Annotated in this window: 23 protein-coding genes and 1 pseudogene; 17 read left to right on the top strand and 7 right to left on the bottom strand. The window is 69.7% G+C overall.

Annotated elements, in window-relative coordinates:
• Positions 1-41 precede the first annotated feature (41 nt).
• A pseudogene (locus ACGFZ2_RS19930) lies at positions 42-275 on the bottom strand (transposase); the annotation flags it as partial.
• Positions 276-738: 463 nt separating this feature from the next.
• Between ACGFZ2_RS19930 and ACGFZ2_RS19925 the strand changes: the two are divergent.
• The 15 genes from ACGFZ2_RS19925 to ACGFZ2_RS19855 all read left to right on the top strand — a co-directional run bounded on the left by ACGFZ2_RS19925 (position 739) and on the right by ACGFZ2_RS19855 (position 15543).
• Positions 739-1578, top strand: coding sequence for an ABC transporter permease (locus ACGFZ2_RS19925; RefSeq protein ID WP_393455513.1), 840 nt, complete (start codon positions 739-741; stop codon positions 1576-1578).
• 38 nt (positions 1579-1616) lie between these two features.
• The gene (locus tag ACGFZ2_RS19920; RefSeq protein WP_393455510.1) at positions 1617-2408 is read left to right on the top strand and encodes an ABC transporter ATP-binding protein; all 792 of its coding nucleotides are present in this window, start codon (positions 1617-1619) and stop codon (positions 2406-2408) included.
• Positions 2405-3226, top strand: coding sequence for an ABC transporter permease (locus tag ACGFZ2_RS19915; protein ID WP_393455507.1), 822 nt, complete (start codon positions 2405-2407; stop codon positions 3224-3226). The genes ACGFZ2_RS19920 and ACGFZ2_RS19915 overlap by 4 nt, the downstream gene beginning before the upstream one ends.
• Positions 3227-3258: 32 nt before the next feature.
• Entirely contained in the window at positions 3259-4422 is a 1164-nt protein-coding gene (locus ACGFZ2_RS19910) for an ABC transporter substrate-binding protein (protein WP_393455504.1), read from the top strand.
• A gap of 111 nt (positions 4423-4533) precedes the next feature.
• Entirely contained in the window at positions 4534-5325 is a 792-nt protein-coding gene (locus ACGFZ2_RS19905; protein ID WP_393455501.1) for an IclR family transcriptional regulator, read from the top strand.
• Between the two features lie 57 nt (positions 5326-5382).
• Positions 5383-6867 carry an NAD-dependent succinate-semialdehyde dehydrogenase gene (locus ACGFZ2_RS19900; protein WP_393455498.1) on the top strand — a complete coding sequence of 495 codons (1485 nt, stop codon included), beginning with the start codon at positions 5383-5385 and terminating at the stop codon, positions 6865-6867.
• The gene (locus tag ACGFZ2_RS19895; protein WP_393455495.1) at positions 6864-7691 is read left to right on the top strand and encodes a nitrilase family protein; all 828 of its coding nucleotides are present in this window, start codon (positions 6864-6866) and stop codon (positions 7689-7691) included. Before ACGFZ2_RS19900 ends, ACGFZ2_RS19895 begins: the two co-directional genes overlap by 4 nt.
• 191 nt (positions 7692-7882) lie before the next feature.
• The gene (locus ACGFZ2_RS19890) at positions 7883-8446 is read left to right on the top strand and encodes an amino acid synthesis family protein (protein ID WP_393455492.1); all 564 of its coding nucleotides are present in this window, start codon (positions 7883-7885) and stop codon (positions 8444-8446) included.
• Positions 8447-8474: 28 nt separating this feature from the next.
• Positions 8475-9830: an aminotransferase class III-fold pyridoxal phosphate-dependent enzyme gene (locus ACGFZ2_RS19885; protein ID WP_393455489.1), complete on the top strand. Its 1356-nt coding sequence runs from the start codon at positions 8475-8477 to the stop codon at positions 9828-9830.
• A 46-nt stretch (positions 9831-9876) separates the two neighbouring features.
• The gene (gene hydA / locus ACGFZ2_RS19880) at positions 9877-11292 is read left to right on the top strand and encodes a dihydropyrimidinase (RefSeq protein ID WP_393455486.1); all 1416 of its coding nucleotides are present in this window, start codon (positions 9877-9879) and stop codon (positions 11290-11292) included.
• Positions 11293-11341: 49 nt separating this feature from the next.
• Positions 11342-12349: an LLM class flavin-dependent oxidoreductase gene (locus tag ACGFZ2_RS19875; protein ID WP_393455483.1), complete on the top strand. Its 1008-nt coding sequence runs from the start codon at positions 11342-11344 to the stop codon at positions 12347-12349.
• A 4-nt stretch (positions 12350-12353) separates the two neighbouring features.
• Positions 12354-13049 carry an NADPH-dependent F420 reductase gene (gene npdG / locus ACGFZ2_RS19870; RefSeq protein WP_393455480.1) on the top strand — a complete coding sequence of 232 codons (696 nt, stop codon included), beginning with the start codon at positions 12354-12356 and terminating at the stop codon, positions 13047-13049.
• The gene (locus ACGFZ2_RS19865) at positions 13046-13876 is read left to right on the top strand and encodes a carbon-nitrogen hydrolase family protein (RefSeq protein ID WP_393455477.1); all 831 of its coding nucleotides are present in this window, start codon (positions 13046-13048) and stop codon (positions 13874-13876) included. Before npdG ends, ACGFZ2_RS19865 begins: the two co-directional genes overlap by 4 nt.
• Entirely contained in the window at positions 13873-14535 is a 663-nt protein-coding gene (gene cofC, locus ACGFZ2_RS19860; protein WP_393455474.1) for a 2-phospho-L-lactate guanylyltransferase, read from the top strand. The genes ACGFZ2_RS19865 and cofC overlap by 4 nt, the downstream gene beginning before the upstream one ends.
• A gap of 54 nt (positions 14536-14589) precedes the next feature.
• Positions 14590-15543, top strand: coding sequence for a DMT family transporter (locus ACGFZ2_RS19855; protein WP_393455471.1), 954 nt, complete (start codon positions 14590-14592; stop codon positions 15541-15543).
• A gap of 326 nt (positions 15544-15869) precedes the next feature.
• Here ACGFZ2_RS19855 and ACGFZ2_RS19850 read toward each other — a convergent pair whose 3' ends face one another.
• The 6 genes from ACGFZ2_RS19850 to ACGFZ2_RS19825 all read right to left on the bottom strand — a co-directional run bounded on the left by ACGFZ2_RS19850 (position 15870) and on the right by ACGFZ2_RS19825 (position 21180).
• Positions 15870-17180 carry a phage tail tip lysozyme gene (locus ACGFZ2_RS19850; RefSeq protein ID WP_393455468.1) on the bottom strand — a complete coding sequence of 437 codons (1311 nt, stop codon included), beginning with the start codon at positions 17178-17180 and terminating at the stop codon, positions 15870-15872.
• 32 nt (positions 17181-17212) lie between these two features.
• On the bottom strand, positions 17213-18499 hold the full coding sequence (locus tag ACGFZ2_RS19845; protein WP_393455627.1) for a M23 family metallopeptidase: 1287 nt from the start codon (positions 18497-18499) through the stop codon (positions 17213-17215).
• A gap of 73 nt (positions 18500-18572) precedes the next feature.
• A complete protein-coding gene (locus ACGFZ2_RS19840) occupies positions 18573-18788 on the bottom strand; it encodes a hypothetical protein (protein WP_393455465.1) in 216 nt (71 codons plus the stop codon).
• 168 nt (positions 18789-18956) lie between these two features.
• On the bottom strand, positions 18957-19679 hold the full coding sequence (locus tag ACGFZ2_RS19835; RefSeq protein ID WP_393455463.1) for a hypothetical protein: 723 nt from the start codon (positions 19677-19679) through the stop codon (positions 18957-18959).
• Complete coding sequence (locus ACGFZ2_RS19830; protein ID WP_393455460.1) at positions 19676-20467, bottom strand: hypothetical protein; 792 nt, start codon at positions 20465-20467, stop codon at positions 19676-19678. The genes ACGFZ2_RS19835 and ACGFZ2_RS19830 overlap by 4 nt, the downstream gene beginning before the upstream one ends.
• Positions 20464-21180 carry an ABC transporter ATP-binding protein gene (locus ACGFZ2_RS19825; RefSeq protein WP_393455457.1) on the bottom strand — a complete coding sequence of 239 codons (717 nt, stop codon included), beginning with the start codon at positions 21178-21180 and terminating at the stop codon, positions 20464-20466. Before ACGFZ2_RS19825 ends, ACGFZ2_RS19830 begins: the two co-directional genes overlap by 4 nt.
• Before the next feature lie 131 nt (positions 21181-21311).
• Here ACGFZ2_RS19825 and ACGFZ2_RS19820 point away from each other — a divergent pair, with 131 nt between their 5' ends.
• Both ACGFZ2_RS19820 and ACGFZ2_RS19815 read left to right on the top strand, forming a co-directional pair.
• Entirely contained in the window at positions 21312-22166 is an 855-nt protein-coding gene (locus ACGFZ2_RS19820; RefSeq protein ID WP_393455454.1) for a sensor histidine kinase, read from the top strand.
• Positions 22163-22837, top strand: a complete 675-nt coding sequence (locus ACGFZ2_RS19815; RefSeq protein ID WP_393455451.1) for a response regulator — start codon at positions 22163-22165, stop codon at positions 22835-22837. Before ACGFZ2_RS19820 ends, ACGFZ2_RS19815 begins: the two co-directional genes overlap by 4 nt.
• The last annotated feature ends 151 nt before the right edge of the window (positions 22838-22988 follow it).

The raw sequence follows: 22988 nt of genomic DNA, 5'->3' as shown, positions 1-22988 counted from the left end.
TTCGGGCCCGGGACTCACCCCAGCTGTCCGCTGGGCGCGCTCGCCAGATCGATCGTCCCGGCCCGGGTGTCCCACTGCCGGGCTCGGTATCCGTTACGGGAGTTGACCCGCTCGTCGCTGCGTTGCCCGTACCCGGCACCGCAGATCGCATCGGCCTCGGCGGACATCAACGCCTGTGCGAACGTCTTGATCATCGCCTGCAACACGTCCGGCGACGCGCCCTCGATCTGCTCGCGCAGCAGGTCAACAGGGTTCACACTCTCAGATGCGGCCATCGCGTTCTCTCTTCCTTCTCTGACTTGGTCGTCTTGAAGGATCGACGCGATGGCCGTCTCTCATCTACGTAACACGCCCATCACGGGCAAGTCGTACGCCACTCCAGTGGGCGCAACCTTCCGTTGGTGTTGGCTGCGGAGGCGGCAGCTTGACCCGGATTGCGGTATCCGGCAGGTGACGTGGGTCGGGAGCGGCCTCCAGATGGTGATCCGATGTCCTGGCCAAACCGTTGACGTGGCCTGAGTCACGCTTCTATGGTGAACCACCAGTTCACTCAGTGATCCGACAGGCGGGGCCGGCCGACGGATCTCACGCCAGACGACGCTTCCGAGGGATTCGGAGAGTGCCTGCATGACTGCGACAAGAACCGCCACTACACCGGCTGCCGAGGCTGGACCGGCCGGGCAGGTGGAACGAGTGACACTGCGCCGATCCGGGCGCCTGTCCGCCGCGAGGAAACGCGTGCTGAACGCCGTCGGGGCCGTATTGGTCGTGGCGGCGCTCGCCGGCCTCTGGGAGTGCTACAAGGCGCTGGGGCGCGCCGTTGATGACGTCGTGCCCGGCACCGGGATCGCCTTCCCGGTCGCCACCGACGATCTTTCGATGCCGCACGTCTGGTCGATTCTCGGCGCCCTGGTCGAGCCGGCCCGGCGGGGCGACTCGATGGTGCTGGGCAGCTATCTCCTCGGCGAGACCAGTGTGACGCTCCGCGAGGCGTTCTACGGTCTGCTGGCGGGCTCGTCGCTGGGCCTGGTGCTGGCGGTCGTCTTCCTGCACGTGGTGCCGCTCAGCAAGGGACTGATGCCCTGGCTGGTCGCGTCACAGACGGTTCCCCTGGTGGCGATCGCACCGATGATCGTGATCTGGGGTGGGAAGGCCGGCGCGCCGCCCTGGATGGCGGTGACCGGTATCGCCGCCTACCTCGCGTTCTTCCCGGTCACCATCAACGCCCTACGAGGCCTGAAGTCACCGCCGAAGGTCCAGTTGGAGTTCATGCGCAGCGTGGGCGCGGGCCGCTGGCAGGTGCTGGGGTGGCTGCGGATCCCGGCAGCACTGCCCTTCGTGTTCGCCGGGCTCCGGCTGGCCGCCACCGCGAGCGTGGTGGGCGCGATCGTGGGCGAGCTTTCCGCGGGCACCGGCCGGGGCATCGGCCGGGCGATCCTCACCTTCGCCTACTACTACTCGAACGGGCCGGAGAAGTTGTACGCGGCCGTCCTGGTTGCGGCGGCGGCCGGCATCGTGTTCGTGCAGTCCCTGGCACTCATCGAGCGCGTGGCGCTCCGGAACCGGCACACCCGGTGAACATTCCTTCCGCCTCAACAACACCTGGAGAGACGCTGATGTCTGAGGCCGCGATCATTTCCGTGCGAGGAGTCAACAAGCAGTTCACCGGCGGAAACCGTACGGTGACGGCACTTGAGGACATCGACCTGTCGATCAAGCGGGGCGAGTTCGTGTCCCTGCTGGGCCCGAGCGGCTGCGGCAAGAGCACTCTGCTGCGGATCCTGGCCGACCTGACCGAGCCGACCAGCGGCACGGTGTCGCTGAACGGCAAGACGCCGGGCGCGGCACGGACGGACCGGGACTACGGCATGGTCTTCCAGCAGGCCGGCCTCTTCGAGTGGCGTACCGTGCAGCGCAACGTCGAGCTGCCGTTGCAGGTGGCCGGGGTGGACAAGCAGACCCGGCGGGCCAAGGCCCACGAGATGCTGGAACTGGTCCGCCTCTCCGACTTCTCCCGGCACTTTCCCTGGCAGCTCTCCGGCGGCATGCAGCAGCGCGTGGCGATCGCCCGCGCGCTGTCGGCGGACCCGGAGATTCTGTTCATGGACGAGCCGCTCGGCGCGCTCGACGAGATGAACCGCGAGCGGTTGCAGGGCGAGCTGCTGCGGATCTGGTCGGACACCCAGACCACCGTCGTGTTCGTCACGCACAGCATCTCCGAGGCGGTGTTCCTGTCGTCGCGGATCGTCGTGATGTCCGCGCGTCCCGGACGCATCGCCGCCAGCATCGACGTCGACCTGCCATACCCGCGCACGGCGGCGACCCGGACCACCGAGGCGTTCTTCGCCAAGGTCACCGAGGTGCGTACGGCGCTGCACGGCGTCCCGGCCGAGCAGGCGGCCCGATGAGCACGACGCGGCTCGCGCGGGACACCTTGCCCGGCGCCGGTGCCCGGTCGGCGATCGGCCGGTTCCTCCCGGTCGTCCTCACCGCGCTGGTGATCATCGGCTCGTGGCAGCTGCTGGTGACCGTCTTCGACGTTCCGTCGTTCATCGTCCCGGCGCCGGCCGACATCTCGTCGGCGTTCCAGGCCGAGTTCGGCACGATCATGTCGGCGTCGGTGGTCACCGTGCAGGAGGTGCTCCTCGGCTTGGTCCTCGGCGCGGTAGCGGGGGTCCTGGTGGCGTTGGCGCTCAGCCGGTTCCCGGGAGTGTCCGCGCCGGTGCTGACCGCGGCCGTCGTCATCAACTGCGCCCCGATCGTGGCCCTCGCGCCGATCTTCAACAACTGGTTCGGGGTCACCAACCCCATGTCGAAGGCCGGCGTGGCCGCGGTGATGGTCTTCTTCCCGGTCCTGGTCAACACCACCAGGGGACTTCTCCAGGTCTCACCCCTGCACCTGGAGATCATGCAATCGCTCGCGGCGCAGCCACGACAGGTGGCGCTCATGCTGCGGTTGCCCAACGCGTTGCCGTACCTGTTCAACGCGCTCAAGCTCGGCAGCACGCTCGCCGTGATCGGCGTGATCGTGACCGAGTACTTCGGAGGACCGAGCAACGCTCTCGGGGTGTACATCGCCTATCAGGCGGCCCTGCCCCGCTTTGAGTTCGCCTGGGCGGGGATCGCCGTGGCCAGCGCGCTCGGCCTGCTGCTGTTCGGTGCCACGTCTCTGTTGGAACGCCTCCTGATGCCCTGGCACGAGTCCCTGCACGACAGCGACTCGTGAGCCACGGGCCACCACGATCTGTTGGAGTCAGAATGGCCCTGCAACTATGGCGGACCCCGCGAAAGGGTCGCCCCGCCACAATCGCCACCGCCCTCACCGCCGTCCTGCTCGCCGCCTCGGCCTGCGGTGGCATGTCCGACACCCAGAGCGAGTCCGCGGCTGAGGCCGCCAAGAACTGCGAGTCGACCACCAAGGTCCGGGTGGTGCTCCAGTGGGTCGCCCAGGCCCAGTTCGCCGGCTACTACGCGGCCAAGGAGAAGGGTTACTACGCCGAGGAGTGCCTCGACGTCACCATCCAGGAGGGCGGCGTCAACATCGTTCCTCAGCAGGTGCTCTCCGCCGGCAACGCCGAGTTCGCGGTCAGCCACGTCACCAAGACGATGGTGACCCGGGAGCAGGGCGCGAATCTGGTGAACATCGGCCAGGTGTTCCAGCGCGGCGCCTATCTCCAGGTCGCCTGGGCCGACTCCGGCATCAAGGCGTTGACCGACCTGAAGGGTAAGAAGGTCGGGAGCTGGGGTTACGGCAACGAGCTCGTGCTGTTCGCAGCGATGAAGGACGCCGGCGTCGACCCGAGCCGCGACACGGAGATCATCCAGCAACCATTCGACATGTCGCTGCTGCTCCGTCGGGAGATCGACGCCGGTCAGGCCAAGACCTACAACGAGTACGCCCAACTGCTGGAGACCAAGAACCCGAAGACGGGCAAGCTCTACCAGCCGTCGGACTTCTCGGTGATCAGTCTCCAGGACGCCGGCTACACCAGCCTGGAGGACGGCATCTACGCCCGTGGTGACTGGCTGGGGGAGCAGGCCAACCAGGACACGGCGGTGAAGTTCCTGAAGGCGTCCTACCGCGGCTGGGGCTACTGCCGCGACGACCTGGCCGGCTGCGTCGACATTGTGCTCGACAACGGCAGCGCGCTGGGGCAGGGGCACCAGACCTGGATGCTCAACGAGATCAACAAGCTGATCTGGCCCGCGACCAACGGCGTGGGAATGATGGACCAGGCGGCCTGGGACCAGACGATCAAGATCGCGATCGGTGGCGGCGTGCTGAAGAACATGCCGGACAAGGACGCGTTCCGCACCGACCTGTCGCAGCGCGCGAACGACGAACTCAAGGCCGACGGGTTCGACGTCAGCGGCAACTCCTACAAACCGCAGACCGTGACGATCACGGAAGGCGGGAAGTAGGCGAGCGGCGTGTGCCGGGCGGCGCCCGCCGTTCGGCACACGCCCGCAGCCAATGACGCCTGCCAAGATATGGGCCGTATACCAAGGCCGATGCAATTGATGGAGGTAGCAATGGCGCCCAGTGAGGCGGGGCTGGTGCGACGTACGATCTGGCTCCTGCGGGCCGTGGCGGCTCACCCCGAGGGTGTCGGACTCAGCGAGGTGGCCCGGGAGGCGGGTATCCCCAAGGCCACCTGCTACCGGGTGCTCACCGTGCTGGAACGGGAGAGCTGGCTCACCCTCGATCCGGTGACCCGTCGCTACCGGGTGTCGCTCGGACTGCTCTCCATCGTGGGCGGCCTGCTCGACGGCGGCGGCGCGTACGGCCACATGCGAGAGGTGCTGCGGAACCTGGCCGAGGAGACCAGGGAGACCGCGGGCTTCGACGTGCTGCTTCCACCGAAGGTGATGGTCGTCGCCCAGGTGCCGGGGCCGTCGCTGATCGGGCAGACGCTCAAGCCGGTACCCCGTACCCAGCCGGTGTGGGCGACCTCCACCGGGAAGGTGCTGCTGGCGGCGCTGAACCCGGATTCGGTGCGGGCCGACTTCACCGAGGAGTTCGCCGAGCACGCCCCGCCGGAGGTGGGGGACCTGGAGTCCTTCATGGGCTCGCTGGAGGCGGTTCGGAACCGGGGGTTCGCCTTCGCGTACGACGAGTTGGAGGTCGGTGCGGCGTCGGTCGCCGCACCGGTGCGTCTGCGAGGAACGACGCCGTACGCGGTCTGGATCGGCGGGCCCACCTACCGGATCACCCGCGACCGCATCGACATCATGGCGGAGTCGGTGATCAAGGCCGCACGACAGCTCACCGACCTGCTCAGCAACGCTGACATCGATATCCCGAGTGCCTTTGCCAGACGCTAGGCACCCGCCGACCGTACCGGCTCGCCCGTGGCGAGGCCCGCGGTGAAGGAGGAAGCAATGGCCGTACCAGCCGAGGCGTTGGCGGCGGCGATGACCGTGGTCGACAAGACCCCCAAGGGCCTGTACGTCGACGGCGAGTGGCGCGCGGGCCGGGACGGTGCCGTCCTGGCCGTGGAGGACCCGGCGACGGGGTCGACGATCGCCGAGGTGGCGGACGCCTCGGTCGCCGACGGGCTGGACGCCCTGGCCGCCGCCGCCCGTGCCCAGTCCGGCTGGGCCGCCACCCCGCCCCGAGAACGGGGAGAGGTGCTGCGCCGGGCGTTCGACCTGGTCATCGAACGCCGGGACGACCTGGCCCGGATGATGACCCTGGAGATGGGCAAGGCGTTCGCGGAGTCCCAGGCCGAGGTTACCTACGCCGCGGAGTTTCTCCGCTGGTTCGCCGAGGAGGCGGTCCGGATCGACGGGGGCTACCTCACGGCACCGGCCGGGAACTCGCGCGTCGTCGTCCTGCGGCAGCCGGTCGGCCCCTGTCTACTGGTGACCCCGTGGAACTTCCCGATGGCGATGGGTACCCGCAAGATCGGTCCCGCCCTGGCGGCCGGCTGCACCGTCGTGGTCAAGCCGGCCAAGCAGACCCCGCTGTCGATGCTGGCGCTGGTGGAGATCCTGGAGCGGGCCGGCCTGCCGCGTGGCGTGGTCAACGTGCTCACCACCTCGCAGTCCGGCCGGGTCACCTCGGCGCTGCTCGCCGACGACCGGTTGCGCAAGCTGTCGTTCACCGGCTCGACCCCGGTCGGTCGGACGCTGCTCGCCCAGTCCGCGCAGCGGGTGCTGCGCACGTCGATGGAGCTGGGCGGGAACGCGCCGTTCATCGTGTTCGACGACGCCGACCTGGAGCTGGCGGTCGAGGGGGCCGTGCAGGCGAAGATGCGCAACGTCGGTGAGGCGTGCACCGCCGCGAACCGGTTCTACGTGCAGCGGTCGGTGGCGCAGCGGTTCGTCGGCGCGCTGGCCGAGCGGCTGCATGGGCTGCGCGTCGGTCACGGGCTGGACCCCTCGACCGAGGTAGGGCCCCTCATCGACCAGGCCGCGGTGGCGTCGGTTGCTCAGTTGGTCACCGATGCGACGCAGGCGGGGGCGAGCGTCGTCACCGGCGGCGGACCGATCGCCGGGGAGGGCCACTTCTTCGCGCCGACTGTCCTGTCTGGAGTGCCGGACGGCGCCCGGTGCGTCTGGGAGGAAATCTTCGGGCCGGTTGCCCCGGTCGTGGTCTTCGACGACGAGGACGAGGCGGTCGGCAGGGCCAACGCCTCGGAGTATGGCCTCGCCGCGTATGTCTTCACGGAGAACCTCGGCCGTGGCCTGCGGGTGACCGAGCGCCTCGAGAGCGGGATGGTGGGGCTCAACCAGGGCATCATCTCCAACCCGGCGGCACCGTTCGGCGGGGTCAAGCAGTCCGGTCTCGGGCGCGAGGGCGGCAAGGCCGGCATCGACGAGTACCTGAACATCAAGTATGCGGCGGTACGGGCGTCATGGTGACCAGGTTCCTGCTCGCCGGGGTCCAACTGGAGCCGGTCTTCGGTGACATCCCGGTGAACATCGCCAAGACCTCGTACTGGATCCGCGAGGCGGCAGGCCGTGGGGCCCGGCTCGTGGTGTTGCCCGAGGCGGCCTCGGCGGGATACGTCTTCGCCGACCGGGCGGAGGCCGCGCAGCATGCCCAGTCGGTGCCGGACGGCCCTACGGTCGCCGCCTGGGCGCGGCTCGCTGCCGAACTGGACGTGTGGATCGTGGGTGGGGTCACCGAGCGGGACGGGGACCGGGTCTTCAACGCGGCAGTGCTGCTTGGCCCTACCGGCCATGTCGGAACCTTCCGCAAGGCCCATCTGTGGAACGACGAGAAGGAGATCTACGACCGTAACGGGGACGGCTTCCCGGTCTTCGACACGCCGCTGGGTCGGATCGGGATCGGGATCTGCTACGACGCCTGGTTCCCCGAGACGTTCCGCAGCGCGGCGTTGCAGGGTGCCGATCTGGTGGTGTTGCCGTCGAACTGGGTGCCGGTGCCCGGGCAGCCCGAGGCCACCCCAGCGATGGCGAACCTCATGTGCATGACCGGGGCGCACTCCAACCAGTGCTACGTCGCCGGGGTCAGCCGGATCGGAGTCGAGCGGGGGCAGACGTTCGTCGGCCGGTCCGTCCTCGTGGGACCCGACGGTTGGCCCCTCGCCGGCCCGGCGAGCCCGGACCGGGAGGAACTCGTGCTGGCGGAGGTGGACCTGATCGGCTCGCGTGCCGAACGGTTGCACAACCCGTTCAACCAGCCAGTGGCCGACCGGCGGACTGACCTCTACGTCCATTGACGGACCGGCCGTGAGCTGAGCCGGGGCCCGTCCCGCCGGTAGGGGCGGCGTCCTTCGTGACCTGCGGGGATCGGGCGACGCGCGGGCACGCCGGGCACCGGGATCTGTCCTTGAAGGCTATTGACTTCGCTCTTCCCGCAGAACCAAGATATGAACCGACGGTTCATCCAATGAACCACTAAGGAGTGATCGTGAGCGTCCGTGTTCGCAAGCTGATCCGTCACCTCGAAGAGACGCGGCTGGAGAACGGCAGGGCGGTGCAGCCGGTGCACCGGGTCGCCTTCGCCGGCGTGGTCATCGAGAATCCCTACCCCAGCGAGTACGTCCAGGACCTGGTCACCCTCGCCGACGAGATCGGTGAGGAGATCGGCAACCTGGTCGGCCCCGCCTGCGTGGAACTGCTCGGCGAGGAGGTCGAGGCGTTCGGCAAGGCGGCGCTCGTCGGCATCGACGGCGAGGTCGAGCACGGCTCGGCGCTGATTCACAACCTCCGCTTCGGCAACGTCTTCCGCAGCGTGGCCGGCGGCACCGAGCTGCTGCCCGCCGCCGAGAAGGTCGGCCTGCCCGGCAGCCCCATCGACATTCCGCTCAAGCACAAGCTGGATGCCAAGACCCGCTCGCACCACCAGACGGTGACCCTCCAGGTGGCCGACGTGCCGCGGCCCCGGGAGATCTTCGTGGTCTGCGCCGCGTCGAACGCCGGACGCCCGCTGGCCCGGCTCGCCGCCTTCGGCGCCGAGCTGAAGAGCAACTGACCCAGCCGGACGGGACGGAGGCCAGCCGATGACGATCACCGACACCGACACCTGGACCAGCCAGCGGGTCAAAGAAATCGACAGGGAGTACGTCATCCACTCCTGGTCGGTGCAGGGCGCACTCGACCCCATCGCCGTGGCCGGCGGATCCGGATCGTGGTTCTGGGACTACGACGGCCGCCGCTACCTCGACTTCCAGTCACAACTGGTCAACCTGAACCTGGGTCACCAGCACCCCCGACTGGTCGAGGCCATCCGCGCCCAGGCCGAGCAACTCTGCTACATCGGACCCGGCTTCGCCGAGCGCTCCCGGGCGGAGCTGGCCGAGCTGATGGCCGAACTGACCCCCGGCGACCTGAAGATGAGCTTCTTCACCACCGGCGGAGCGGCAGCCAACGAGAACGCCGTCCGACTGGCCCGGCACGTCACCGGCCGGCAGAAGATCATCGCCCGCTACCGCTCGTACCACGGCGCCACGGCGGGCGCGATGTCGCTGACCGGCGACCCGCGCCGATGGGCGGCCGAGCCGGGAATGACCGGTGTGGTGCGCATGCTCGACCCCTACACCTACCGGTGCCCGGCCGGGCACCCCGACCCGTGCCCGGTCTGCTCCGGGGGGCCGCACCTGGAGGAGATCCTCCAGTACGAGAACCCGGAGACGGTCGCCGCAGTGATCATCGAACCGGTCACCGGCACGAACGGCCTGCTCTACCCGCCGGACGGATACCTGCGGTCGCTGCGGGAGGTCTGCGACCGACACGGCATCCTGCTCATCTTCGACGAGGTGATGGCGGGCTTCGGCCGTACCGGTGAGTGGTTCGCCTGCGACCACTGGGATGTCGTGCCCGACATCCTCACCACCGCCAAGGGGCTGAACTCCGGCTACGTACCCCTCGGGGCCATGACGGTCTCCGCCCGGATCTCCGACTGGCTGCGCGACCACATGTTCTGGGGCGGTCTGACCTACGCCGGGCACCCGCTCGCCTGCGCCTCCGGCGTGGCCTCCCTGCGGATCATGCAGGACGAGGGCGTGGTGGAGAACGCGCGGGCAATGGGGGAGCGGCTCGGCGCCGGCCTGGCCAAGCTGGCGGAGAGCCACCCGAGCATCGGCGACATCCGTGGCCGGGGTCTGTTCTACGGCGTGGAGCTGGTGCGCAACCGCGACACCCGGCAGCCGCTCGTCCCGTTCAACGCCAAGGGCCCGGCGGCGGCCCCGGTCAGCCGCCTACTCAAGGCCGCGATGCAGCAGGGCGTCTACCTGACCGCCAACTTCAACGTCCTGCGGCTGACCCCGCCGCTGGTGATCAACGCCGAGGAGATCGATCTAGCGCTCGGCGTCCTCGACGAGGTCCTGTCCCTCGCCGACGAGCACTACCAGGGCTGACGAACGGCGCGACGGGTGGAAGCCCGCCGGGGAGGAGAGGTACGAGATGCCAACGACGTTGATCGCCAACGGCACGGTCGTCAACGCCGATGCGGCGGTCCGCGCCGACGTGCTGGTGCGTGACGGCCGGATCGTCGCCCTCGGCGCCGGACCGGACTGGACCGCCGACCACGTCGTCGACGCGACCGGGAAGCTGGTCATGCCCGGTGGCATCGACGCGCACACACACCTGGAGTACCCGGTCGACGGGTTCAGTACCCACACCGCCGACGACTTCCACACCGGGACCGTCGCGGCGGCGTGCGGCGGCACGACCGCCGTCCTCGACTTCGTCAAGAAGGAACCGGACCGGTCGCTGTACGACACCTACCTGCGCCGGCGGGACGCGGCGGCGGCCAAGGCAGTGATCGACATCGGCCTGCACGCCATCGTCCCGCCCCGCGCCGCCCAGCCGGACGTCCTCGACGACCTGCGTCGGCTGGTCACCGAGGGCGCCACCAGCTGGAAGTTCTTCATGGCCTACCCGGGCCAGATGGTCGAGGACAACGAGCTGCTCGACGGCTTCGAGCTGGCGCGCGAGCTCGGCGTACTGCCCATGGTGCACGCCGAGAACGGACACATGGTCGCCCGGGAGGTTCGGCGCCTGGTGGACAGCGGCCAGACAGCCGAGAGCTTCCACCTGCGGGCACACGGGCACGAGTCCGAGGCCGAGGCGGTGCACCGAGCGGTCGTGCTCGCCGACACCATCGGAACACCGCTGTACGTGGTGCACGTCTCCAGCGCGGCGGCGGCCGACGAGATCAGCCGGGCCCGGGCGGCCGGGTCGCGGGTGTGGGGCGAGACCTGCCCCCAGTACCTGGTCGTCGCCTACGAGGACTACGCGGACCTCGGGGAGCGTGCCGCCGCGTACGTCTGCTCGCCGCCGATCCGGGAACGCAGCAACCAGGACGGCCTGTGGCGGATGCTCGCCACCGGCGCCCTGTCCACCGTCGCCACCGACCACGCCGGCTTCTGCCTGCACCAGCCCGACGACCTGCCGCCGCAGAAGATGCGCAGCCCCGGCTACTTCCCGAAGGTGCCCAACGGCGTCCCGGGCATCGAGGACCGGCTGATGGTCCTCTGGCAGGCCGGGGTGGCCGGCGGGCTGATCGACCCGTGCCGCTTCGTGGACCTGGTCGCCACCCGGCCGGCCAAGCTGTTCGGCCTCTTCCCAGCCAAGGGGATCGTCGCCGTCGGGGCGGACGCCGACCTGGTGGTCTGGGATCCGGCGGCCGACCACGTGATCACGGCGGCGGGTTCGCACATGCGCACCGACTACAACATCTACGAGGGCATGCGGGTGACCGGCAAGCCGGTACACGTGTTCTCCCGGGGCGAGCACCTGGTCGACGCGGCCGGCCTCCGGCACGACACCCCCGGCCGGGGAACCTTCCTGACCCGCGCCGCGCCGCGCCTCTCCTGACCTACCGATTCCCACCCTCCACCACGTACCGAGCGGAGCTGACACAGTGATGAAACTTCCCCTGGGTATCCATGTCGGCGAGCGACTCAGCCTGGAGCAGACCTACTGGCAGGCCGAGTTCGCCGACCAGAACGGGTTCGAGTCCGTGTGGGTCGCCGAGGGACGACTCGCGCGCGACGGCATCGTCCCGGCGGCGATCATCGCGAGCAAGACGAAGAACGTGAAGATCGGTACCGGTGTGGTCAACAACAAGAGCCGCAACGCGGCCCTGATGGCGGTCACCTTCAAAACCCTGGACGAGGTGGCGCCGGGCCGGGCGATCCTGGGCATCGGCGCCTGGTGGGAGCCGCTGGCGACGAAGGTCGGCCAGCCGCTGGCCAAGCCGATCAAGTCGATGCGCGAGTACATCACCGTTCTGCAGGCCTTCTTCCGCAACGAACTCGTCTCCTTCGACGGCGAGTTCGTGCAGATGAAGGACGTGCGCTTCGACAGCATGTACCGCGAGAACAAGCCGGTCGACATTCCGATCTACATCGGTGCGGTAGGCCCGCGGATGCTCGAACTCGCCGGCGAGATCAGCGACGGCGTGCACATGGACTTCCTGCTTCCCCCGTCGTACATGGTCGGCGCCCGTGAGGCGATCGAGCGGGGGGTGGCCAAGCGGACCGACGGCCGCGACGGCATCGACCTGACCCAGATCGTGGCGTGCAGCGTCAACGACGACGACCCGCAGGAGGCCATCGACGCGTGTAAGGCCTTCCTCACCCTCTACCTCTGCCAGCAGCCGCACATCGCCGAGCACTGCGGGGTGGAGCGCGAACTCGTCGACCGGTTGCAGAAGATCGCCGGCTGGCCCGCCACGCCGGAGGACATCAAGCGGGCGATGCAGCTGGTCCCCAACAGCCTGGTGCAGAACGTCACCGCCTGCGGCTCCACCGACGACGCCTTCCAGAAGCTGCAGTCGTACCACGAGGCCGGGGTGCGCTGCCCGATCATCTCCACGCTGGGTGACAAGGAACAGACCCTCACCCGGCTCGCCCAGGCCGCGAAGGGATGACCCGATGACAGAAAACCTTCCCACCCGCATCGCCGTGGTCGGTGGCACCGGCCCACAAGGCCGGGGGCTGGGCTACCGCCTGGCGCTCGCCGGACACGAGGTCGTCCTCGGATCACGTGACGCCGAGCGGGCCACGACCGCCGCCGAGGAGCTGACCCAGCGGGCCGGCGTCGCCCGGATCACCGGTGCGGCGAACCTGGCGGCTGCGGAGAGCGCCGGCATCGTGCTGCTCGCCGTGCCGTACGACGGACACGCCCAACTGGTGACCAGCCTGGCGCGTGCGATGGCCGGCAAGATCGTCATCAGCTGCGTCAACCCGCTGAGCTTCGACCGCTTCGGGCCGTACGGCCGCAACGTCCTGGCCGGAAGCGCTGCCGAGGAGGCCGCCGAACTCGTCCCCTCGGCCACCGTGGTCGGGGCATTCCACCACCTGGCCGCCCCCCTCCTGCTCAACCCGGAGGCGGACCTGAGCCACGAGGACGTCCTGGTCTGCGGTGACGACATCGCCGCCAAGGAACGGGTGATGGCCCTCGCGGCCGACGTGACGGGCGGCCGCGCCCTCGACGCCGGCCGGCTGCGCCTGGCCCGGCAACTGGAACCGCTGACCGCAGTACTGATCAGCGTGAACAAGCGGTACAAGACCCGTTCCGGGCTGGCTCTGACCGGCCTGGCCCCGGCTGTCGGAAAGGTCCCCGCGTGAGACTCGCCGCCCTGCAACTTCGCGCCACCGACGACCGGGCCGAGACGATCGGCCGGGCCGCCGACCTGATCGACGACGCGGCCACCCAGGGCGCCCGGATCCTGCTGTTGCCGGAGCTGTTCGCGGTGCCGTTCGTCCAGCCGGAGCCCGACCTCGACTACTTCCAGTACGCCGAGGAACTCGACGGGCCGTCCAACCGGATGGCGGCCGAGCGGTCGAAGCGGCACCGGATGACCGTCGTCTCGTCGATCTTCGAGGCGGGGCAGGTGCCGGGGGTCTACCACAACACCGCCTGCACCTACGTCGACGGCGAACTCAAGTCGGTGTACCGCAAGTCGCACCTGCCGTTCTCCAACGGCTTCCCCGAGAAGTTCTACTTCCAACCCGGCGGCGCCGAGCCGGAAGTGGTCCAGACCGGTGAGACCGGAGTCGGCACCATCATCTGCTACGAGCGGCACTTCCCCGAGCTGAGCCGCATCGTCGCCTTACGCGGCGGGTCGGTGCTCTGCGTCCCGGTCGCCTCGGCGAGCGCCCCGATGCGTGAGGTGTTCCAGCTGGAGCTGCGCGCTCACGCCGTGTTCAACGGGCTCTTCGTGATCTGCGCCAACCGGGTCGGCACGGAGGGCGTGAAGGACTACTTCGGACTCAGCGCGGTGTACGGCCCCAACGGTGACGTGCTCGCCCAGACCGCCGACGACCGCGACGACGTGGCGGTGGCCGAGGTGGACCTGAGCCTCGTCGACCTCTCCCGCCGTCGACGCCCCTTCCTCCGCGACCGACGACCCGAGCTGTACGGCCGGTTGACCAGGATGGAACCCGACGCATGACGGACGGCTCGTGGGTGGTGGTCGTACCGGCAAAACCCTTCGCAGCGGCCAAGACCAGATGCGTCGGCCTCGACGTCTCCGAACGGAGCGCACTGGCCCGGGCGATGCTGCTCGACGTCGTCGGCAGGCTGACGCGGGCCCGTCGGGTGCGTGCCGTCGTCGTCGCCGCGACCGACCCGGAGGTGGTCGGCGCGGCGTTGTCCGCCGGCGCCGTCGTCGCCGGCACCACCTGCGGGCCGGACCTGAACCGGGAGGTCCTCGCCGCGCTCATCATCGCCCGGGAGGCGCTCCCCGACGCGCGGTTGGCCGTCGCCATGGCCGATCTTGCCGGCGCACAGCCCCCGGAATTCGACGCGGCGCTGACGGCGGCCGGATCCCACCCACGGTCCATCGTCTCGGACGCCGACGGCACCGGGACCACCATGGTGACACTCACCGATCCCGGCGAGTTCCGGCCCTTCCTCGGCCCCGACTCTCGCCGCCGGTTCCTCGCCGACGGCTACCACGATCTCCCGGTGACCGCGCCCGGGCTGCGGCGGGACGTGGACACCGTCGCCCACCTGCTCTCGCTCGGGATCGACCGCCTCGGCGGGGCGGCCCGCTCGTGGGTCGGGTCACCGTCCGCCGATCGGCCGACCCCGTCCGCCGCCCGACACTGATCAACGCGACAACCGGCCCGCAGGTCGGTGCCCCACCGCCCCGGAAAGGACACGATGATCCCGATCGCCAGCCGCGCCTCCAGCGACCGCACCTGGCTGGTCGCCGTCGCCGCCAGCCTCTGGGGCTTCTCCGGGCTGCTGCGGGAACCGCTCTCCCGCCAGCTTCCGGCGCTGAGCGTGGTCCTGGCCGAACACGTCGTCCTCGTGATCCTGGTGTCGCCCTGGCTGATCCCGGCCGTACGAACCCTCGCCCGCTGCTCCGTGCGGACGAAGCTGGCCGTGCTGGTGATCGGAGCCGGCTCCTCGGCGCTGGCCACGACGCTGTTCACCGCCGCGTTCCGGCTGGGCGACCCGATCACCCCGCAGGTGTTGCAGAAGCTGCAACCAGCGCTGGCGATCGTCCTGGCCGCCGCGCTGCTCGGGGAACGGGTGAACCGCCGGTTCCCCCTCTTCGCGGTGCCTGCGGTCGTCGGCGCCTGGCTGTTGGCGTTCCCCGACCCGCTCGGGGTCCACCCCCGCAGCCTCGCTGCGGCCGGGCTGGCCACCGGGGCCGCGGCGCTCTGGGCAGCCGGCACCGTCCTCGGCCGGATGGTCAGCGCCGAACTGTCCTTCCTGCACGTCACCACGCTTCGGTTCACCGTCGGACTGGTCACCCTCGCCACCTTCGCCGCGGCGACCCGCACGCCGGTCACGGTTCCGGTGGAGCTGGTACCGCGGCTGGTGCTGCTCGCGGCCGTACCGGGCCTGCTCGCCCTGTCGCTGTACTACCACGCCCTCCGGCACACGCCCGCGTCGAGCGCGGCCCTGGCCGAACTGGCCTTCCCGCTGACGGCCGCCGTGGTCGGACTCACCCTGCTCGACGGGCAACTCGACACGAGCCAGTGGACCGGCCTGGTGCTGGTACTGACCTCGGTGGTCCTGCTCGCGCTGCACGAGAACCGCAGTTCGCGCCCGGCGGTGCGACAGCGGCCCGAGGACCGTGGCTGGACGCCCGCCTACCAGTCCTGACGTTCTGCACCCCGGTGGCTACGAGTTCGGCCCAGCGGCTTCCGAATGGCTCCTCGGCTGGGGCGAACGCACTCTCGCGCACCGGGCGCGTGGCACAAGGCGCTGGTGCTGGCCACGGACTGACCGCCGCACCGCGCGATGGGCCGCCCGGCCCCCCTGTCGGGGTGGGGACGGGCGGCCCTGTCGCGCTGGCCGGTCCGGCATCGGCATGACATCCGGCCTGGACCCTGCCCGGCAGGGGTTCCATGCTGGTCCAGGGATGCCGCCCTCGCGGAACGCCGGGCCGCTCGCCGGAGGCACCCCCGTCACTGAGGTGCCGTCCGGCGTCAGCGGGTGTAGAGGATCTTGACGCCTCCCGCGTTGACGGCGGAGACGGAGTTGACCCCGGACAGGCTGGGCACCTGCAGGTTCCGCCAGCCCGCGTTGCTCGCCGCCTCGTGCACGCGGCCGTTGTTGACCGTGTAGACGATTCTCGTGCCGTCCGCCAACGAGATGGCGGACAGACCGCTCCCGTAGATGGGGCTACCGTTGTACCCCACGGCATACGGCGTCCAGTTGCCGCTTGCGGCCTCCCACACCGCGCCGGCGCGGATCGTGTACAGCACCGTGCCGCCGTTATAGGGAATGGCCGACAGCGCCGACACACCACTCAACGTGGGCACTCGCAGGTTTCGCCAGCCGGCGTTGCTACCGGCCTCGTACACGTAACCGTCCCGCATCGTGTAGACGATCCGCGTGCCGTCGGCCCGCAGCACCGCGCTGACCGCATCCGCGTAGATCGGGCTTCCGTTGTATCCCACCGCGTACGGCCGCCAGTCGACGCTGGACGACTCCCACACCGCGCCCGCGCGGATCGTGTAGAGAACGGTCCCGCCGTTGAAGGCAATCGCCGACACGGCTGAAACGTTGTCGAGGTTCGGCACCCGCAGGTTCCGCCACCCGGCGTTGCTCGCCGCCTCGTACACGTACCCGTCACGCACCGAGTAGATGATCTTCGTACCGTCCGCGCGCCGGACCGCGCTCACCTTCGATGCCGCGATCGAGGCCACCGGAAGCGGCTGCCAGCCGGAGTTGTCCGCTGTCTCGTACACCTGCGTGTTCGACGCGGGCGGGGTCGTGCCCGCGTACTGGTTGTAGTAGTTCGTCGCGTAGCTGATCCGCGTTGACTCGTGACAGGTTCCGCAGCGCTCGTAAAGGTCCTGGAACGCGACGGTCGCGTCGGCGATCGTGCTCGACGCCCGCAACTGCGCCAGCCCGTACCCCGGGATGTTCGTCAGCTCCCACCAGATGAAGCCGAGCTGCGCGTCCAGGCTCCACACGTTCTGACCGGTCACCGCCGCGTACCAGGTCGCGTTGGCGCTCGCGGTCGTGTCCCAGCGGCCGCCGGTGCTCCACTGCGCGATCCCGCGGCCGGGACCGCCGGGCTCCTGCGCCAGCGGGTTGATGTTGGACTCCTGCGCCAGGTTGCCCAGAACGCCTGCGGTCTGTACCGCGGTGAGTCCCTTGCCGACGAAGAAGTCCCACGCGGTCCTGGAGTTGTCGGCGGCACGTGCCTCACCGGGGAAGCCGATCCCGGATACGACGATGAGCCCTGCTAGGGCCAGCAGACCAACGCGCCGCCGTAGCGCGTTCGGCAAACTTTTCATGGTGTGTCCCACTTGTCTCGGTGTCACCGGGTGTAGAGGATCTCCGTGCCGCTGGCGTAGATGGCGGAGACGGCACCGACTCCGCCCAGGTTGGGCACCCGCAGGTTCCGCCATCCCGCGTTGCTTGCCGCCTCGAAGACCGCGCCGTCGCGCACGGTGTAGACGATCCGTGTGCCGTCGGGCCGGTGGAGCGCGCTGACCGCATTCGCGTAGATGGGACTTCCGTTGTACCCCACGGCGTACGGCCGCCAGTCGACGCTGGAGGCCTCCCACAAGGCGCCCGCGCGGATCGTGTAGAGCGTCGTGATCCCGTTGCGGGAGAGGGCCGACACGACGGCCACGCTGTCCAGGTTGGGCATCCGCAGGTTCCGCCATCCCGCGTTGCTTGCCGCCTCGAAGACCGCGCCGTCGCGCACGGTGTAGACGATCCGTGTGCCGTCGGACCGCAGCACCGCGCTGACCGCGTCCGCGTAGATCGGACTTCCGTTGTACCCAACGCAGAACGGAACCCAGTCGCCGCTCGCGCATTCCCACAACGCGCCCGACCGGATCGTGTAGAGCACGACCCCGCTGCCGACCGCGATCGCCGAAATCGCCGACACGCCGGCCAGGTTGGGCACGCGCAGGTTGCGCCATCCCGCGTTGCTCGCCGCCTCGTACACGTACCCGTCACGCACCGAGTAGATGATCTTCGTGCCGTCCGCGCGCAGGACCGCGCTCACCTTCGACGCCACGATCGAGGCCACCGGAAGCGGCTGCCAGCCGGAGTTGTGTGCCGTCTCGAACACCTGCGTGTCCCCCGCGGGCGCGTCACCGCCAAGGAACGCCAGCGGGTTGATGCGCGTGCCGGAGGGGTCGTTCATGTGCCAGTGCAGGTGCGGGCCGGTCGAGGAGCCCGAGCCCGGCGCGCCCGGGTAACCGCCGGACAACCCGACGATGTCGCCCATCGCGACCCGGGTGCCGTTCGCCACGACGAACCCGGACAGGTGCAGGTACTGGGTCTTGTAGCCGTTGTCGTGGTGGATGACCGCCGTGTAGCCGCCGGTGCCGTTGTCGGGGTCGTTGTAGACCACACCGCCGCCCGCCGCAGGCAGCCGGGTGCCGACGGGCATGCCATAGTCGATCCCGCCGAGCGAGCCGCGGGCCAGGTGCCCCTCCCACGTGTCGGTGATCGGGTACCCCGTAAAGGGGTTGTAGAACCCGGGCACGGCCGCGGCCGCCACCCCAGTCCCCACGGTCACGCCTGCGACGGCGACCGCGCCCACTGTCGCCGTCACACGCAAGAAAGCCCGTCTATCGATTCCGTCCATGCCCACCACCTGGGTCTCAATGCGTTTACGGAATATCCGGGGACGAACCTAGGAAGCGACAGTCTGCGATACATCAGTTGTTCGACCGATGGCCGATCGACGCAATGACGGGTGCGCCATCCGGGACGCGGGTCCCGGCCGGTTGGCTGGATTCGATCAAGCCCGCGGCCTCGATCTCCGTATGCGAACGCGACGGTGCCAGGGCGAGTCGGAGGTCGCCTGCGAGTTGGCAGATCGAAGGCAATCGACGCCCACCATCGAGCACGCCATTGCAGATGAGATCGGTCAACTGGACCGGCTCTGTTCGTAGGACGAGACCGGGCTCGCCGCGTCTACAACAGTCACCGAGCGGCGCCCGGTTTCGCTGTGTGCTCGGGAGGCTTCGCCCCACCCCGGCGTGAGGGCAGTTGCCGGGTGCGCCATCGGCACCAGGTCCGGACAACATGGTGGAGCGCCCTCATGCGTCGCGTCTCTGGAACGCGATGCTCGCCGCGATCGCCGTCGCGGTGATCCAGGCGAGCAGGACGAGCGCCCCGGTGCCTGGTGTGAGCAGAAGATCGTTGTCGGGGAGGTAGAGGAGGCTCCCTGCCTTGTCGGGCAGCCAGCGGGCGTGCTCGGTGTAGCCGGCCAGCAGGGGCGAGACGATCAGGACGAGAGCGAGCATCGTCACCAGCGGAGGGGTCAGCGAACGCAGCAGGACGGTCACCGTGAGAGCGAGCAGCCCGATGAGTACGAGGTAGACCACGGCTCCGAGCAGCGGCCAGAGGTCGAAGTCCCGGGTCGAGCGGATGCCCCGGGCGCTGAGGGTGATCCATGCCGTCGCCGCGCTGGCTCCGATCGTGGCGAGGCTCGTGGTTGCCGCTGCGGTCAGGTAGCCGGCCGCCTTCCCAGCCAGCAGTAGGAAACGATTCGGAGTGGCGGTCAGGGTAGTCACGATCTGGCGTCCCATGTACTCGGTCGCAGCGGTGAGTATGCCGATGAGGACGGGGCCGACCTGGAGGAAGACGATCGTCTGGGTCGTGATCTGCATGGTGTCGCCGGTCGTCGGAGCCGAAGAGGCGAGGGCGGCGGCGAGGGCGATGCCTGTGGCGACCGTTCCGAGTACGGTGGCGAGCAGGGCGGGAAGGCTGCGGAGCTTGACGAGCTCTGCGGCGATCGTGCGGGCGAAGGGGCGGTTCATGCGTCACGGCGGGTGAATACGACAGCCGAGACCGCAAGGAGCCCGAATGCCCAGGCGGCCATGACGAGGCCGCCGGTGAGCGGATCCAGCGCGTCGTCGAAGGCGGCGAAGCTCTCGCGGGCGAACAAGCGGATGCCGGCGAGGTCGGGCAGGAACCGAGCCAATGGTGTGACCTGGGAGAGGAGGAACGACACCGAGACGAGGGAGCTGTTGGCGATGAGCACGATGAGCGGCATGATGCCGCTGCGGATGAGAACCGTGATCGCCAACGCAAGCAGCCCCATCAGCGCACAGTAGAGCCCTGCCCCGAGGGCACGAGCGATCGTCTCGCCGGTGTCGTCGGGCGTGACGGCGGTGCCGATGACGAGGTGGGCCAGCGCGATACATGCGGCGATCGTCACGGCCGCCGTGATCGCGATGAGCACGACGACGGCGACGGCTTTCGCCGCGAGCAGGGTGAGACGCCGAGGGGTGGCCGTCAGGGTCGCGGTGATCTGCCGTCCGCCTCCGGCGTCGGAGCTGTTGGCCGTGTATTCGCTGCTGATCGCGACCACGCCGAGGATGACGGCCCCGACGACGCCGAGGGGAACCGCGGCGAACGCCGTCTCGGCCGGGGAGGTCTCGAAGCCGTCGAAGCGGGGGTCTCCGCCGAGGGCGGCGCGGGCATACGAGGCGTTGAGCAGGGTGATCCCGACCGAGCCGGCCACGGCGACGCCGATCGCGCCGAGCGAAGCAGGCAGGGTCGCGGTCTTGCGCAGTTCGGAGGTGACCGCGCGCAGCAGGCTCACTGCGTGCTCCCTGCGCGATCGGTGCCGGTGAGGGCGAAGAAGGCGTCCTCGAGCGTGGCGTAGCCGGCGGTGACCTCTCCCAGCGGGCCGGCCGCGACGACGCGCCCTCCGGAGATGACCACGAGGTCATCGGCGATCTCGGTAACCTCACTCATCAGGTGGCTGGACAGCAGGATGGTGCCGCCCGCGTCCGCGTGGCCGCGGAGCAGGCAGCGAATCCACCGGATGCCCTCGGGGTCGAGGCCGTTCACCGGCTCGTCCAGCACGAGCGCCGCCGGCTCGCCCAGGAGTGCGGCGGCGAGCCCGAGGCGCTGCCCCATGCCGAGGGAGAACCGGCCGACGCGGGTGCGGCCCGCACCGGCAAGGCCCACCTGGTCGAGCACCTCGTCCACGCGGCGCTTCGGGATGCCGCCCGCGCGGGCGACCCAGGCGAGGTGGTTGCGGGCCGTGCGGGATCGGTGCGCACCGGAGCCATCGAGCATGGACCCGACCGTGCGCGCCGGGTCGCACAGGCTCCGGTACGGCCGCCCGTCGATGAGGGCGGTCCCGACGGTGGGGCGGTCCAGGCCGAGCAGAATGCGCAGCGTCGAGGACTTGCCCGCCCCGTTCGGACCGAGGAACCCGGTCACCCGGCCGGGATGCGCCTGGAACGTGACGTCGGACAGGACGGTACGGGAGCCGTGCCGCTTGGTGAGGCCGCTGATCGAGAGCATGCCGCCATGCCACCAGAGCGCCTCGGCCGCGTCATCGGACCCAGGACCAGACCTCGCCGCCTGCGCTCGGACCCCGGTCTGTCAGACCCAGGTCCGATCCGGCTGGGAGGCCCGAAAACTAGACTTGGCCGATGGAGACAGACCGGCCGACGTGGCGCTCGCGCGCGTGGCTCGTCGCCGTCGCCGTCCTCGCCATGCTCGCACTCGTGCTCATGACCGTCGGCGTCGACAACCCCGTATCCGTGTGGGGGGCCCTGGCCGTGTCCGCGGGGGTCACCGCCCTGGTGATCGCCTGGGCGCTCGCCCGCACTCGCTCGGAGCGCCGCCACTACGAGGAGGAGCTGGCCTCATGGGCCGCGGAACAGGCTACGCAGGCCGAACGGCTGCGGATCGCCCGCGACCTGCACGACCTCGCCTCCCACGGCCTCGGCCTCATCACCGTCCGAGCCGCCGCCGCGCGCACCCTGACCGGACCTGACGGTGAGGCGGAGAGGGCGAATGCGCTGGCCGACATCGAGCGCGCCAGCCGGCAGACCACGACCGAGCTGCGCCGCATGCTCGCCCTGTTGCGCACCGCCGGACCCGCCCCGCTGCGCCCGGCCGACACCCTCGACGACCTCCCAGCGATCGTCAAGGCCGCGAACGATGCCGGACTGACCGTCACCCTCGGCGACGAGGAGGTGGGCGACGTGACCGCAGGCGTGCAGCTCACCGTCTGCGCGGTCGTCCGCGAGGCCCTGAACAACACGATCCGGCATGCCGGACCTTCCCACGCCCGCGTCGGGATTCACCGCGAGGCAGACACCATCATCGTCGAAGTCCAGGATGCCGGCCCGCGACCCGGCTGGCAGCCTCAGCCCGGTGCCGGCCACGGCCTCGACGGGCTCCGCGAACGCGTCGCCGCTCTCGACGGCAGCCTCCACGCCGAGCAGGCCGATGACGGCTGGCTGCTCACCGCCCGCATCCCCGACCGAGGCGCGACATGACCACCGATGACGCGCGAGCCGCGATCCGGGTGCTCATCGCAGACGACCAGCCCCTCCTGCGACACAGCCTCGCCCTGCTCGTGGGCGCAGCCCCCGACCTCGCCATAGCCGGAGAAGCCGCCACCGGGCACGAGGCCGTGTCGCTGGCCCGCGACCTGCGCCCCGACGTGATCCTGATGGACATCCGCATGCCCGGCGGAGACGGGATCGAGGCGACCCGCACCATCGCCGCAGACGCCACGCTCTCGGGCTGCCGAGTGCTCGTCCTGAGCATGTTCGAGCTCGATGAGTACGTCTACGGCGCGCTCCGCGCCGGAGCCAGCGGCTTTCTCCTCAAAGACGCCCGACCCGACCAGCTCCTCGACGCGATCCGACGCACCCATGCCGGCGAATCCATGTTCGCCCCCACGATCCTGACCCGCCTCATCGAGCACTACGTCAGCCGCCCCACTGCCTCGCCACGGGGACTCGACATCCTCACCAAGCGGGAGGCCGAAGTGCTCACCCTGGTCGCACGCGGCCTGTCCAACGACGACATCGCCGACACCCTCACCATCTCGATCAAGACCGTCAAGACGCACATCGGCAACCTCCTCGCCAAGCTCCACGCCCGCGACCGTGCCCAGCTCGTCATCGCCGCCTACGAGCACGGCCTGATCGCCCCCGCCTAACCCAGCTCCTTCGCCACTCCACACGCTCACCACCTGATCCCTCAGCGTCTGCATGAGGCTTCCCGGCCTTCGACCAACACTCGCCAAGTACCCGCGAAGGAATTTTCCCGTGGTTCCAGGCGCGGTGGATCTGCCCAGCGCCGGTGCCGGA

It is taken from the genome of Micromonospora sp. NPDC048063, assembly GCF_043202855.1.
Lineage (GTDB): Bacteria > Actinomycetota > Actinomycetes > Mycobacteriales > Micromonosporaceae > Micromonospora.
The sequence above is the reverse complement of the archived record's forward strand: the minus strand, read 5'-3'. Positions and strand labels throughout refer to the sequence as shown.